The organism is Bacillus sp. RC242 (assembly GCF_044908245.1).
Classification (GTDB): domain Bacteria; phylum Bacillota; class Bacilli; order Bacillales; family Bacillaceae_G; genus Bacillus_A; species Bacillus_A mycoides.
In genome coordinates this window covers 16,002-30,613 of record NZ_JBIYCZ010000013.1, presented here as the reverse complement: position 1 = coordinate 30,613, position 14,612 = coordinate 16,002, and the positions used below count along the sequence as shown (strand labels likewise).

Below are 14,612 nucleotides of genomic sequence, written 5' to 3'. Positions count from 1 at the left end.
TCGTTCTCTCCCTATTCTGTTACTACTTCTTTTTTCAAACCTTTAATTAGCACTTCCACTACTTCTTTACGACTAAATGTACTTGGCGGAATCTCACCATTCCTTAACATTTCTCGTACTTTCGTACCCGATAAGATGACACGGTCTTCTTTTCCATGCGGACATGTTTTCGTTGAAGCCATTGCTTCACATTTCGTGCAGTAAAAACTATGTTCAAAAAATAACGGCGTAATCCCTAACTCTTCTACTGTAAAATTCGTAAAGATTTCCTGCGCTTCATATGTTCCGTAATAGTCCCCTACCCCAGCATGATCACGCCCTACAATAAAGTGGGTACAACCAAAGTTCTTTCTTACTAGTGCATGAAATATCGCTTCCCTTGGTCCTGCGTAACGCATTGCTGCAGGAAATACACCTAAAAAGACACGATCTTTCGGATAATAGTTTTGAAGTAATACTTCATAGCTTTCCATCCTTACATCAGCAGGAATATCATCTGACTTCGTTTCCCCAACGAGCGGATTTAAAAAGAGACCATCTACAATTTCAAGGGCAGATTTTTGAATATACTCATGGGCACGATGTACTGGGTTTCTCGTTTGAAATCCAACTACTGTTTTCCAACCGCGTTTTTTAAATTCTTCTCTCGTTTCAATTGGATCTAAATGATAAGACGGAAACGGATTATTTCCAAAGCGTTTTGTAAGAATAATAGCTCCTCCAATGTAAACGTTTGGTCGTTCATATAATTTTTTCACCCCTGGATGTGCTTCATCCGTCGTTTTATATACAAGTAACGCTTCTTTTTCTTTATCTGGTACAAAAATATCTTCTATTTGAATAACACCATATACATTTCCGGCGTTGACAAGTTTTACTTCCTCTCCAGCCTGCAGTTTCTCGGCTACTTCTTCTGTTACCGGTAGTGTAATCGGTATACTCCATACGCTACCATTTGCTAAACGAAGCGTTTCTACTACTGAATCATAATCTCTCTTCCCTAAAAATCCTGTAAGAGGGCTATATCCTCCTGTCGCCAAAAGTTCTAAATCACTAAGTGCAATTTTGTCTATCTCGATTTCCTTTACAATGTTCGATATTTCATATGTTTCATCAATGCGGTTTACTAATTCATTTGTTGTACTCATCTTCTTATATCCCTTCTTAGCTTTATTTCAAAATCTATCTCATTGAAAGTGAAGGCCACATTCCGTCTTCATTTTCCCAGCCCATCTTCCATCTCTTGAGTTGCCACCATCACCTACAGGTAATGTACATTTCTCACACCCAATACTCGGATAGCCAACATCATGCAATGGGTTATACGGCAAACTATGTTTATATACATATCGCCAAACTTCTTTCCAAGTCCAATGAATGAGCGGACAAACTTTAATAGATTGAAAACGACGATCTTGATTTATAAACTGTGTATGCTTACGCGTTTCTGATTGTTCCCTTCTTAAGCCTGATATCCACGCTTTTTCCGCTGCTAATGATTTTTCTAACGGTAAAATTTTTCTAATACTACAGCAAAGATTCGGATTACTTTCCCATAACTTCTCTCCATGAAGCTTCGCTTGTTCATCGAGTGTAAGTTCTGGCTGTTTTTCTATAATATTTAATGAAGGAAATCTCTCGCGTACCTTCTTAATTAATTCGTACGTTTCTTGAAAATGAACATTTGTATCCAAAAATACAACTTTAGCAGATGGATTTACTTGGTTTATAAGATGCAATAAAACCATTCCCTCCACCCCAAAGCTACATGCATATACAATTTCATCTTTATATTCGTTATAAGCCCAACTTAATACTGATAGCGCGCCTTTCGTTTCATCTTCTTCAGAAAATGAAACACTATTTTCTTTCCACGTTTCGTACGTCAACATGTTTTTTCCCCCTGTAAAAGCAAAAAGACGGCTTTAACCTATTAAAAATAGATTAAAACCGCCTCTAGTTTTTCTAGTCAGCGCTTTTTACTTTAAACGAACCTTTTCACTTTTTTCTAATTGAATCACTTTTCCATCTTGCACAACAATTGTAATGGAACCATATTTCATATCAGCAAGCATCGCTTGAATTTTCTCAGATACTTCATCAAAATGCTCCCGTACGCTCACGCAAACAGCCCCCCTTTTTATTCATAAAAAAAATCTTTCCCATTTCGAAAAGACTGTTCGGTAATATATTTTACCTTATCTTTCAAAATGGATTCCATTTTGCTGGATTTAGCACCTTGCTTTCTATAAGCAGGTTGCCGAGCTTCGTAGGGCCAGTTCCCTCAGCTTCTCTTGATAAGCTTTGTATTTGTATTTTATCACAATTCTGATTTTTTTCAATCCTAGTTTTCCGATATATTTAATTATTTTTCTTTTTTTAAAAGGAGTTGCCTTTACTAGACAACTCCTTCTTTCTCATTCACACCAGCTCTTTAATACGTATGCGATCGTTCCCAATGATATTTTCATATGTTTCACGTTCTACGACAATTTGTGACGTCCCGCCTTTTGCAAAGACGACAGCTGGTCTACGAATACGATTATAATTATTCGCCATCGAGTACCCATATGCCCCCGTACAAGAAATTGCTAGTAAATCAGAAGAAGCAACTTGCGGTAAGTTAATATCCCAAATCAGCATATCTCCACTTTCACAGCATTTCCCAGCAATCGAAACGAGTTCCTCATTCTCATCATTCCCTCGATTCGCCAACATCGCCTCATAACGGGCTCCGTATAGAGCTGGTCTTAAATTATCTGTCATTCCACCATCGACTGAAACATATTTCCGAATGCCAGGAATCTCTTTCACCGCTCCGACTGTATAAAGTGTTGTTCCCGCATCACCTACAATACTACGACCTGGTTCAATCCATATTTCTGGAAGCGGATATTCACATAATGTAAATTGTTCTCTTATCGTACTTGTTACAGCGTGCACATACGTTTCAAGTGTTAACGGTGTATCTGAATCCGTATAACGTATACCGAAACCTCCGCCCACATTTAATACTTTCATCACATAATGTGTTCGCTCTCTCACTTCTTCTAAAAATTGGCGGAGTACTTCAATTGCTCGAACAAATCCAGCCGTTTCAAATATTTGTGATCCGATGTGCGAGTGAATTCCTAGCACATTATAATTTGATTTTTGCAAGGCAAGCTCAATTGCTTGCATCGCTTGACCATTTGAAACACCAAATCCAAATTTCGAATCCTCTTGACCTGTTGTTATATATTCGTGTGTATGTGCCTCTACTCCAGGCGTTACACGGATTAATATGTTCACAAATTTCCCATGTTGCATTGCTAAATCGTGCAAGATTTCTAATTCTAAGAAATTATCTACTACAAAACAACCGATATTCGCCTGAAGAGCCATAATCATTTCTTCTTCTGTTTTATTATTTCCGTGAAAATGAATACGCGATGCCGGAAAACCAGCTTGGAGCGCAGTATATAATTCTCCTCCAGAAACAACATCTAAAGACATATTCTCTTCACGAGCTACTCGGCACATCTCCATGCACAAGAACGCCTTGCTTGCATATGCTACTTGATAAGAGAAACCACTTTCTTTAAAAGCACGATGAAACGCGCGGCACTTTCCTCGAATAGACTCTTCATCGTATACATAAAGTGGTGTTCCGTATTGTTTTGCTAGCTGCGTCGTATCGCACCCACCAATTTCTAAGTGTCCTTGCCCATTGATTCGGCTTGTGCCGTGTAAATACATTTAAATTCCTCCCTTATTTCCTCTAAAACTCATAACCCCAATCTTCTATTCATTGCAGCACGCTTTTAGATAGACAAAAAACGCGCGGAACAATGTTCACACGCGTTTCTTATTAGGAAAAATATATATTGAAAAAATAAACGAGTTGTTATCTTCTCAAAATAAGAAACCGCATCAACATCTCCAAATAGCTCTTCATAAAATAAATTTTATGACAGTACTACATTTATTCAATGCAGTCCCAATATATGAATAAGATGGTTATTCTTATATTTCGGCAATAGTCCCTTTCAACCTATGATCACAGATTCCACTAAATCTCCCATAGCTTACTCTTTCCTATCGCGGCCTCTACCTTTGAGAGTAGATGAGGTAAGTCTATTTAATTTTCAAACATCTAATTGTTGCTATTAACAATACCAAAGGACCATTTTATTTGTCAAACAATTTTTTATATTGTTTTTTTACAGTTTAATTTTGTATCATTTGGTAAGCGCTTTACTGAAACCTTTGTCACTTCCCATTCGCCCTCTTCGTTATTAAATGTAATCGTTACCTTCTCAAATGGTGGAACAATTTTCCCACCAACCTGTTCATACTTCGTTACTTCAATACTCGCTTGAAATAAATATGTACCACTATACACTTTTTTTAAACTAATAATTTTAGGACATTGATAAGGCTTCAAGCTCCCATATTGTTTTTCAATTGCCTTATTTATTTTTGGAAATAAAACAGAATAAAGGGCATCTTCCATAAGGGGTGCATCATATTGTGCTACCGACACACTCGGTGAAGCAAAAAGTATAACACTACTGCATACTATAAAATATAATAATTTTCGCATTATAACCTCCGTTTTATTACTCGATTCTTTTTGCGCACGATAATTATCATACATAGAAACTCCGTTTTATTGTCTCCCACTGCCCTTTTTCTACTCAATTATTATAAAAAAGCCCACAACTCTCTTTTATTTTCGTATAATGATACTCATAGTATAATAAACATAATAACAAAGGACTGTTCGTATATATAAAATGAGGCGCTAATCAAACCGGCTCACAAGAACCGTCATGCTTTTAGGAGAGGAGTATATTATGCTACAAAATCTGTTGCCAAAACTGCGATTTGCACTAGTTGCAGTCGTTTTATTATGGATAAAAACATATATTGTGTACAAGCTAGCATTTGATATTAGAATTGATAACTTCTTTGAAGAGTTTATGCTTTTTATTAACCCACTAGCTTCGTTGCTTTTATTTTTTGGTTTCGCTTTACTTGCATCTAAGTACCGAAACCGAATTATTATTGTAATTAGTTTTATACTGTCATTTATTTTATTTGGAAATGCAATGTTTTACGGGTTCTATAACGATTTTGTTACTTTCCCTGTTTTATTCCAAACAAATAATATGGCTGACTTAGGGACGAGTATAAAAGAACTCTTTACGTATAAAACATTACTTTTATTTGCAGACGCAATTATTTTAATGTTTATTTCGCGTAAATTCCCATCATTTGGTGATAAAACACCCCTTTCTCGCTCTGAGAAGCGAACTTTCTTTAGCGGTGTAACAGTATTATTAGCACTACAAATTGTTGTTTCAGTTATATATAAACCACAAATGTTCTCACGCTCATTTGATCGTCAAACTGTCGTGAAAAATTTAGGGTTATACACATATCATCTATTTGATATTACACTTCAATCTAAGTCTTCAGCTGAGCGTGTATTTGCAAGTGGAGACGGGTTCTCTGAAATTAAAAACTATACAGACTCAAAAGATAAACAAGTTGATAAAAACTTATTTGGAGCTGCAAAGGGTAAAAATGTAATTTTAATTTCAATGGAATCTACACAAAGTTTTGTTATTAATAAAAAAATAAATGGAAAAGAGATTACTCCATTTTTAAATGAGTTTATTAAAGATAGTTTTTATTTCGATAACTTCTATCATCAAACGGGACAAGGTAAAACTTCTGATGCTGAATTTATCGTTGAAAATTCCCTTTATCCGTTAGACCGTGGTTCTGTATTCTTTACTCATGCAACAAATGAATACACTGCCACACCAGAACAATTAAAGAAATACGGATATTCTTCTGCTGTCTTCCATTCAAACGATAAAACGTTTTGGAATCGTGACGTAATGTATCCTGCGCTTGGATATGATCGTTACTTTAATTTAAATGATTACGTAGGAACGGAACAAATGTCTGTCGGTTGGGGATTAAAAGATAAAGAGTTCTTTGAGCAATCTATTCCAAAGTTAAAATCTTTACCACAACCGTTCTATACAAAATTTATTACGTTAACAAACCATTTTCCATTTCTTCTAAATCCAGAAGATCAATATGTTGATGAATTTAATTCCGAAAGTGGTGTTTTAAATCGCTACTTCCCAACCGTTCGTTACACGGATGAAGCTCTTAAATTATTTATTAAACAATTGAAAGACGAAGGACTATATGATAATTCCGTTATTGTCATTTATGGTGATCATTACGGCATTTCTGAAAACCATAATGCAGCTATGGCTCAGTTCCTTGGGAAAGACGCTATTACACCGTTTGATTCTATGCAATTACAACGCGTCCCTCTCATTATTCATGTGCCTGGCCAAGAAGGAAAAGTCATCTCTAAAGTATCTGGTCAAATTGATATTAAACCAACGTTACTTCATTTACTTGGTATTAAAACAAATCAATCCGTAGAATTTGGAACAGACTTATTTACGAAAGAAAAAGACCCTCTTATGGTAATGCGAGACGGCAGTTTTGTTTCGGAAGATTATGTTTATACAAAAAATATGTGCTATAAAAGAAGCACAGGTGAAGAAGCTGATTTAACACTATGTCAGCCTTATATTGAAAAAGCAAAAACAGAATTAAAATTATCCGACAAACTCATTTATGGAGATTTATTACGATTTGATCCTAACAATCGATATAAAACCGGAACGATGACAACGAAATTTGAATAGTGTAGGAAGCAACTTTACAAAAGTTGCTTCCTTTTTTTACTTTTTTTTCAAATTTATCTTCTATACAATCTTTCACAAATTGGGAATTTTTTTCGTATGAGAAAGAAATTTATGGTATGATAAAATAAGTAAACTTTCATACACTAATTAAGAATTTATAACAGAAAGCAAGGGATCAGATTTTGTATAGAGCAGCTATTCCAAACTTATTTACGCTCGGGAATTTATATAGCGGATTTTTGTCAATCGGCTATGCATCTTTAGGATATTATAAATCAGCTGCTATTTTAGTACTGATCGGGATGATGTTAGATAGTCTTGATGGTCGTGTCGCTCGTTTATTACGCGTTGATTCACAAATGGGAAAAGAGCTTGATTCACTCGCGGATGTTGTAACATTTGGCGCAGCACCTGCTGTGTTAATGTATTACACATCTTTCTCCAACTATGGCATCATTGGACTATACATAGCGGGATTATTCCCACTGTTCGGAGCATATCGCTTAGCACGATTTAATGTAACGCCATCATCTACTTCTATGAAATATTTCACTGGAGTTCCGATTACTGCAGCAGGAGGGCTTGTTGCTTTCTTAACATTATTTTCACATACCATTCCAAAAATCGTTCTCATTACCGTATTCGTAACGTTCGCATTTTTAATGGTGAGCCGTGTTCGTATCCCAAGTTTAAAAGATGTACCAATTCCACGATATAGCATAATTATTACACTATTTTTAGTTGGAATTATTATCACAATGTACCAAACAAGTTTTGGCAACATTTCTGTTTTCTTATTCATTGCCATTCCACTATACATTTTGTATATGTTATCTCAATTTATTAGACAAAGACCTTCTAAAAAAGCGAGTAAAGAAAAATAAAAAAACCTTCCGTATTTCGGAAGGTTTCTTTTTTATTTTGTAACTAATACTTTTTGATTTACAGGTGTTACAGGTTCTTCACCATTTAATACAGCTAAAATATTTCTTACTGCCATTTCAGCCATTGCATCACGTGTTTCGAATGTTGCATTTCCTACGTGAGGAGCAAGTACTACATTCTTTAATCCTTTTAGCTCTTCTGTAATTTTCGGTTCAAATTCAAATACGTCAAGAGCTGCACCTTCAATTTCATTCGTTTTTAGTGCATGAGCAAGTGCTGATTCATTCATAATTGGTCCACGTGAAGCATTTATAATATATGCTGTTTTCTTCATCATTTTAAACTGTTCTTCATCAATCATATGATGTAATTTCGGATTATAAGCACAGTTAATTGTAATAAAGTCCGCTGTTTGTAATAATTCTTCCAACGTTACGTATGTCGCTTCCAGTTCACTTTCAGCTTCAGGCTTTCGATTTGGTCCTGTATATAAAACATTCATTCCAAATGCTCTCGCACGCTTTGCAACTGCCTTCCCAATTTCTCCGAGGCCAATGATTCCAATTGTCTTACCGTGCACTTCACGACCCAAGAAAAATAATGGTGCCCAGCCGTTAAATCCAGTTGTACGACATAAGGTATCCCCTTCAGGAATTCTACGTGCCGCTGCTAAAAGCAGTGCAAACGTTAATTCTGCTGTTGCCTCTGTAGATACTTTCGGCGTATTTGTAACAGCAATACCCTTTTCTCCAGCATATGTGTAATCAATATTATCGTAACCAGCACCATAATTTGCGATAATTTTCAAGTTTGGTGCTGCGTCAATAGCCTCTTTCGATACCTTCGTAGAAAGTAAGCTTAAAAGTGCATCTTTATCTTTTACACGTTCTGCTAACTCTTCTACACTAATTAATTCTTCTTTATTGTACATTTCTACATCATGATTTTTCAATAATTCTAATCCGATTTCTGGAATTTTCCCTGCTACTAATATTTTCGCCACTACTAACACCTCTTCTATACAAAATATGATATCTCTTATATTTCATTGTAAGAAATCTACATATAAAAACCAAGGAATTTGATTATAGTTTTGAAAATCGACACTTTTCCATAAAAAAAGAGGAGATGCAACTCTCCCCTCGTTTTACGCTTTTTCTTGCGATTCTTTCCCAAGCTTCGCATCGATTGTTCCTTCTGCAACTGTATCGCTAATTTGTTCCTCAATAACTGAGTTAGCAGTATTATTTGTTTCAGAAGTATAGGCTTGACCTGCCGCTTGTACATTTTGTTTATTTTGTTGTTTCGCCATTTTTTATCCTCCTTTTCATTCTTTCTTATTTTGAACAAAAAGGGTGATTTTCATCAAAAAATCGTGTTTCATTTTGAAATTATTCCTTCTTCTTCAAGCAATCTCATCGTTCTTACTCGTTTCGTAAATGTAGCTATGTGAGAAATATCATGATTGCGTAATGTCTTTATATTCTCTTCCACATACTTTCCTAAATCATTCGGATAATGGGCATCTGAGGATAGAGTAATCGGAACTCCATGCTTAGCTAATACTTGTAAATAAAGCGGACTTGGGCACATTTCGCGCACAGGATATCGATAGTACAATCCCGCATTTATTTCTGTTGCTGTATTTGTTTCCACTAACGCACGAGCAATTTCCTTATAATAAGAAAGCTGTTCATTCTCATCCAATCGATAATTAAATACTTTTATGTTATCAAGGTGAGCTATAATATCAAAAAGCTCGGAACGAACAGCACTTTCAACTGTAGCGAAAAACGTGTGATATAAAGTATGTAACTCATGCGTACCAAAATACTCTTTCGTATCTGGATTATCAAATCCCCATCCATCTATAAAATGGACCGAACCGATTACATAATCAAAGTCTCCTAATGCTAGTAAACCTTTTAACTCTTGTTCACCCCCGATAAAATAATCCGCTTCAATTCCAAGTTTGAGCGTTATCCCTCGTTTACTCCATCGCTCTTTTTCCTCTTCAATCGCCTTTGTAAAATCATAAATAGACGTTACTCTTACTTGATCTAACCATTCTTTTTGCAGGCGACCAAGCTTAGAATCACTAATATCTACATACTTTTCATAATATCCTTTCGCTTCATGAAAACGATATAAATGATCGACAATGCCAACTTCTTTTATACCTTTTCGCACAGCTTCTTCTAAATATAAATCAATCCATTTCGCTGTAAATGGACCTTCCTTCACACGTCTTTGCAGGCGTTCTTGTGTTTTCATAATCCATTCCATAGAATGTTTTTCTTCTTTAAGCGGTTCAAAATATTGTAGCGCATCATTTATTTTAGCTAGCCACCCTATTGAATATGGCCCTTCTTCTAAATGAATGTGATAGTCCACTTTCATCCATATTCCCCCTTATAATTTATCTATTTCTCTTCTGTCCCCTACTCGCGAAAGCTTTCCATTTCTTTCTTTCACTTCTTGCATGACATCTTCTAATGGAATATTTTTTTCGGCTAATAGAACAAAACAGTGATAGAACACATCAACCATTTCTTTTACTATTTCTTCTTTATCATTATTTTTAGACGCAATAATTACTTCGGTGCACTCCTCACCAATTTTCTTTAAAATTTTATCTTCACCTTTTGAAAATAAATAATTCGTATATGATTCAGAGAGTGGATTTTTCTTTCTTTCTTCAATTGTTTCAAATAATAACTTAAGGATATCTTCCATATGTATCCCCCTATATAATTTTGTAGTGAAAACACGTTTTTTCTCCCGTATGGCAAGCAGGCCCTACTTGCTTTACGACAACAACGATTGCATCTTGATCACAGTCTAAATAAAGTGATTGCACATATTGGATATTTCCCGATGTACCTCCTTTATTCCATAACGATTGTCTCGAACGGGAATAAAACCATGTTCTTTTCGTTTCCAGCGTCTTGTCATACGCTTCTTCATTCATATAAGCTAACATTAAAACTTCTTTCGTATCTTCCTCGATAACAACAGCTGGTATCAATCCTTTTGCAAAATTAGGTTTCATAACCGCACCTCAACGTTTGCTTCTCTTAATTTTCTCTTTACATCTTGTACAGTCGCTTCACCATAATGAAAGATTGATGCCGCTAATGCTGCATCAACTGTTGTCTTTTGAAATACTTCTATAATGTGATCCACATGACCACATCCACCTGATGCGATTACTGGAACAGAAACGCTGTTTGAAATTGCTCCAGTTAAACGAAGATCATATCCGTTTTTCGTTCCATCTGCATCCATACTCGTCAACAAAATTTCTCCTGCTCCGAGCTGGGCAACGCGTCTCGCCCATTCGATTGCATCCATTCCCGTATTAAGTCTTCCGCCATTTACGTATACATTCCATTTATCTTCTGCTACTTTTCTAGCATCGATTGCTACGACAATACATTGTGAGCCAAAATGTTCCGCACCTTCCTGGATTAACTTCGGATTTCTCACTGCCGCTGAGTTTATTGAAACTTTATCTGCTCCAGCTCTTAGTAAATTGTACATATCTTTAACACTTGAAATCCCCCCGCCAACTGTAAGAGGAATAAACACCTTTGAGGCTGTTTGTTCTACAACATCTATAATCGTTTTTCGCCCTTCATGCGTCGCAGTAATGTCTAAAAATACGATTTCATCTGCTCCCGCATCATTATATAATGCGGCTATTTCAACAGGATTACCGACGTCTTGTAACCCTATAAAATTCACACCCTTTACTACCCGCCCTTCTTTCACATCTAGACATGGAATAATTCGTTTTGCTAACATAGTTTTGTTACCTGTAACACTTTTTCTAAATCAATCGTTTTCTCGTAAAGTGCCTTCCCAATAATGACGCCATATATGTTCATATCATTTAATCTTTTCACATCTTGAATAGATGCGACACCTCCAGATGCAATCACACGAATACCCACGCTTTTTTGCAGTAACTCTAATTGCTCAAAATTTGGTCCTGCAAGTGTCCCATCTTTTGAAATGTCCGTAAACACAATCGTTTGAACACCTACACTTTCCATTTGCTTCGCTAAATCGATGTACGAAATTTCAGACACATCTAACCAGCCCCTCGTTGCTACGAAACCATTTTTCGCATCAATTCCAACTATGATTTGCTCCTTATATAGACGAACCGCTTCTTCTAAAAATGATTTATCGTAAAGGGCAGCCGTTCCTAATATCACTTTTTCTACACCTACTGACAACAACTTCTCCACTGCCGCGAGTGACCGAACTCCTCCTCCAATTTGCACTGGAATACGTACCGCCTTGCATATTTTTTCAATGACAGGTAAATTTACTGACTCCCCAACAATTGCTCCATCTAAATCAACAACGTGTAGTATTTTCGCTCCAAGTTTTTCAAATATGATTGCTTGTGCGACTGGATCTTCATTCATCACCGTTTCTTTACTAAACTCTCCTTGATAAAGCCTGACGCATCGTCCTTCTTTTATATCGATAGCTGGGAAGATTTCCATGCTTCTACCACCCCTTTGAAATTTTTTAACATTCGCATCCCAATTTCCCCACTTTTTTCAGGATGAAACTGTGCGCCAAATATATTTCCTTTTGCTACAAAACCAGGTACTTTCACTCCATATTCACTTGCCCCATACACAATTTCATTCGGACAATCTGCATAATAAGAGTGGACATAATATACGAAAGAACCGTCCTCTACTCCATTCCAAAGCGATATTTCTCCTTCTTTTTTTAATTCATTCCACCCCATATGTGGAATTTTATAAGGAACTTTTAACTTTCGAATAACACCTGGCAATAAATTTAATCCGTTACAATTTTGTAGTTCCTCACTTTTTTCAAATAAAAGCTGCATTCCTAAGCAAATACCCAGAAGCGGTTTTCCTAAGCTCTCAACTTCTTTTAGCACACATACTAAATCTTTTTCTTCTAAAACGCCCATCGCTTTCGGAAATGTGCCTACTCCTGGTAAAATAACTCCATCACTTCTCAATATTTCTTTTTTATCATCCGTTATGATGTACTCTGTTCCAATATATTTTAATGCTTGTTCCACACTACGAATATTTCCCATTCCATAATCTATAATTGCAATCAATTACAACATCCCTTTCGTTGAATTTACGCCATTAATATTGGCATTTTTATCGACTGCCTCTCTAAGCGCTCGACCGAACGCTTTAAATAAAGCTTCAATTTTGTGATGTGTATTGCTTCCGTATAAAATGCGAGCATGTAACGTAATATTTGCAGCATGAGCAACTGCTCTAAAAAATTCTTCCGTTAATTCTGTGTCAAAATCCCCTAGCTTCGGATTTGTTAATTCACCTTGAAATACAATATATGAGCGCCCGCTTATATCAATCGCGACAAATCCTAAAGATTCATCCATCGGTACATACGCTGAGCCGTAACGGTTAATCCCCTCTTTATTTTGCAATGATTCTTTCAAGCAAGTTCCGAGTACAATTCCAACATCTTCAACCGTATGATGAGCATCAACGAATACATCACCTTCAGCTTCAATTTGCAAACCAAATCTTCCGTGTCTAGCAAATAAAGTTAGCATATGATCAAAAAATCCAACTCCTGTTTGCACAGAAACATTCGTACTTTCATCAAGTTGCAAACTTAATTTAATTTTTGTTTCCGTCGTCTCACGTACTTGACTAGACTCGCGCATTATTCTTCCTCCTTAAACCTAATTTGGATTGCTCTTGCGTGTGCATGTAAACCTTCTTTATTTGCAAGTTCTACAATATGATGCTGTACACTTCTTAACGCTTCTTCCGTGTACGAAACGAAGCTTGATTTTTTTACGAAATCATCGACGGATAACGGAGAAAAAAATCTTGCCGTTCCACTTGTCGGTAATACGTGATTCGGCCCCGCCAAATAATCTCCGAGCGGTTCAGGTGCATATGGACCAAGAAAAATTGATCCAGCATGCTTTACATAAGCTAGAGCATTCATTGGCTCTTTTATGTGTAACTCTAAATGTTCTGGAGCGATTTCATTTGATAAATGAAACGCCTCTTCTAAAGAAGGGACAATAAAAATTGCTCCATTTCTTTTTATGGATTCACGAGCGATTTCACTTCTAGGCAACGTCTCTAGCTGCCTTTCTATTTCTCTTTCTACTTCTTTAGCAAGCTTTATATTTGTTGTAATACAAATAGCTGTTGCCCTCTCGTCATGTTCTGCCTGTGATAATAAATCAGCAGCAATATATTCGGCATTTCCTGTTTCATCTGCGATAACTACAATTTCTGATGGTCCAGCAATCATATCGATATTGACTATCCCATATACTTCTCGCTTCGCTAGCGCGACATATAAATTCCCTGGTCCAACTATTTTATCTACTTTAGGAATCGATTCCGTTCCATATGCTAGAGCAGCAATTACTTGAGCACCACCGGCCATATATATTTCATCTACACCTGCAAGACTTGCAGCAGCTAAAATATGCGGATCAATTCCTCCTTGCTTCGGCGGTGTTACCATTACAATTTTTTTCACTCCTGCGAGTTTTGCTGGCAATACATTCATTAATACTGATGAAGGATACGAAGCAGTCCCGCCCGGCACATATACACCTACATTTTCTAACGGACGAATAAGCTGCCCTCTAATTACCCCTTCACTCACGCAATCAAACATAGATTGTCTTTTTTGCTTTTCGTGATACGAGATAATATTTTTCTTCGCCTCTTTTAACGCTTCTAAAAAAGCTTGTTCTACAAACTTACTTGCTTGTTTTATTTCTTCCTCACTTACACGAAAATCTTTTGTCTCTACACCATCAAACTTTTTTGTATAGAACGATAAAGCCTCATCTCTACTCTCCCTTACGTTTTGAACAATTTCACTTACACTTCTTTGAACAGTTTCTTCTATTATATTAGCGCTTTCTCGTAGCGATTTTATTTTCGATAAAGCCTCTTGGAAATCTTCAAAAACTATCTCCATTTAAAA

The 14,612-nt window shown here is 36.3% G+C and carries 17 protein-coding genes and 2 riboswitches; of the genes, 2 read left to right on the top strand and 15 right to left on the bottom strand.

Annotated elements, in window-relative coordinates:
* Nucleotides 1–11: 11 nt before the first annotated feature.
* The 5 genes from sat to ABH957_RS21525 all read right to left on the bottom strand — a co-directional run bounded on the left by sat (nt 12) and on the right by ABH957_RS21525 (nt 4,585).
* Nucleotides 12–1,148, bottom strand: coding sequence for a sulfate adenylyltransferase (sat, locus tag ABH957_RS21545; RefSeq protein ID WP_404447554.1), 1,137 nt, complete (start codon nt 1,146–1,148; stop codon nt 12–14).
* Between the two features lie 39 nt (nt 1,149–1,187).
* Nucleotides 1,188–1,892, bottom strand: coding sequence for a phosphoadenylyl-sulfate reductase (locus tag ABH957_RS21540; RefSeq protein WP_002011694.1), 705 nt, complete (start codon nt 1,890–1,892; stop codon nt 1,188–1,190).
* 87 nt (nt 1,893–1,979) lie between these two features.
* A complete protein-coding gene (locus ABH957_RS21535) occupies nt 1,980–2,123 on the bottom strand; it encodes a YezD family protein (RefSeq protein ID WP_000116159.1) in 144 nt (47 codons plus the stop codon).
* 72 nt (nt 2,124–2,195) lie between these two features.
* Nucleotides 2,196–2,304, bottom strand: a riboswitch (SAM riboswitch).
* Between the two features lie 117 nt (nt 2,305–2,421).
* Nucleotides 2,422–3,738: a diaminopimelate decarboxylase gene (gene lysA / locus ABH957_RS21530; RefSeq protein WP_002126306.1), complete on the bottom strand. Its 1,317-nt coding sequence runs from the start codon at nt 3,736–3,738 to the stop codon at nt 2,422–2,424.
* Nucleotides 3,739–3,918: 180 nt separating this feature from the next.
* Nucleotides 3,919–4,100, bottom strand: a riboswitch (Lysine riboswitch).
* 89 nt (nt 4,101–4,189) lie between these two features.
* On the bottom strand, nt 4,190–4,585 hold the full coding sequence (locus ABH957_RS21525) for a DUF3888 domain-containing protein (RefSeq protein WP_016092994.1): 396 nt from the start codon (nt 4,583–4,585) through the stop codon (nt 4,190–4,192).
* 253 nt (nt 4,586–4,838) lie between these two features.
* Between ABH957_RS21525 and ABH957_RS21520 the strand changes: the two genes are divergently transcribed.
* Nucleotides 4,839–6,725, top strand: a complete 1,887-nt coding sequence (locus ABH957_RS21520) for an LTA synthase family protein (protein WP_404512180.1) — start codon at nt 4,839–4,841, stop codon at nt 6,723–6,725.
* Nucleotides 6,726–6,907: 182 nt separating this feature from the next.
* Nucleotides 6,908–7,609 (top strand): CDP-diacylglycerol--serine O-phosphatidyltransferase, encoded by a 702-nt coding sequence (pssA, locus tag ABH957_RS21515; RefSeq protein ID WP_404447561.1) that lies wholly within the window; start codon nt 6,908–6,910, stop codon nt 7,607–7,609.
* Between the two features lie 32 nt (nt 7,610–7,641).
* On the opposite strand, the gene ABH957_RS21510 is transcribed toward pssA, so the two are convergent.
* The 10 genes from ABH957_RS21510 to hisD form a co-directional block, all read right to left on the bottom strand.
* Nucleotides 7,642–8,622, bottom strand: a complete 981-nt coding sequence (locus ABH957_RS21510; protein ID WP_404512178.1) for a 2-hydroxyacid dehydrogenase family protein — start codon at nt 8,620–8,622, stop codon at nt 7,642–7,644.
* Nucleotides 8,623–8,757: 135 nt separating this feature from the next.
* A complete protein-coding gene (locus ABH957_RS21505; protein ID WP_002193236.1) occupies nt 8,758–8,922 on the bottom strand; it encodes a YozQ family protein in 165 nt (54 codons plus the stop codon).
* 68 nt (nt 8,923–8,990) lie between these two features.
* Nucleotides 8,991–10,010, bottom strand: a complete 1,020-nt coding sequence (locus ABH957_RS21500) for a histidinol phosphate phosphatase domain-containing protein (RefSeq protein WP_404512176.1) — start codon at nt 10,008–10,010, stop codon at nt 8,991–8,993.
* A gap of 12 nt (nt 10,011–10,022) precedes the next feature.
* Nucleotides 10,023–10,346, bottom strand: coding sequence for a phosphoribosyl-ATP diphosphatase (gene hisE / locus ABH957_RS21495; protein ID WP_404447566.1), 324 nt, complete (start codon nt 10,344–10,346; stop codon nt 10,023–10,025).
* Nucleotides 10,347–10,356: 10 nt separating this feature from the next.
* Nucleotides 10,357–10,662 carry a phosphoribosyl-AMP cyclohydrolase gene (hisI, locus tag ABH957_RS21490; protein ID WP_016092996.1) on the bottom strand — a complete coding sequence of 102 codons (306 nt, stop codon included), beginning with the start codon at nt 10,660–10,662 and terminating at the stop codon, nt 10,357–10,359.
* Nucleotides 10,659–11,417, bottom strand: a complete 759-nt coding sequence (gene hisF, locus ABH957_RS21485; protein ID WP_002126292.1) for an imidazole glycerol phosphate synthase subunit HisF — start codon at nt 11,415–11,417, stop codon at nt 10,659–10,661. The genes hisI and hisF overlap by 4 nt, the downstream gene beginning before the upstream one ends.
* On the bottom strand, nt 11,411–12,130 hold the full coding sequence (gene hisA / locus ABH957_RS21480; RefSeq protein ID WP_404457338.1) for a 1-(5-phosphoribosyl)-5-[(5-phosphoribosylamino)methylideneamino]imidazole-4-carboxamide isomerase: 720 nt from the start codon (nt 12,128–12,130) through the stop codon (nt 11,411–11,413). Before hisA ends, hisF begins: the two co-directional genes overlap by 7 nt.
* Complete coding sequence (gene hisH, locus ABH957_RS21475) at nt 12,103–12,732, bottom strand: imidazole glycerol phosphate synthase subunit HisH (RefSeq protein WP_404457340.1); 630 nt, start codon at nt 12,730–12,732, stop codon at nt 12,103–12,105. Before hisH ends, hisA begins: the two co-directional genes overlap by 28 nt.
* Nucleotides 12,733–13,317 (bottom strand): imidazoleglycerol-phosphate dehydratase HisB, encoded by a 585-nt coding sequence (gene hisB, locus ABH957_RS21470; RefSeq protein WP_002030662.1) that lies wholly within the window; start codon nt 13,315–13,317, stop codon nt 12,733–12,735. It lies immediately after the preceding gene.
* On the bottom strand, nt 13,317–14,606 hold the full coding sequence (gene hisD / locus ABH957_RS21465; RefSeq protein ID WP_404512174.1) for a histidinol dehydrogenase: 1,290 nt from the start codon (nt 14,604–14,606) through the stop codon (nt 13,317–13,319). Before hisD ends, hisB begins: the two co-directional genes overlap by 1 nt.
* Nucleotides 14,607–14,612: the final 6 nt, after the last annotated feature.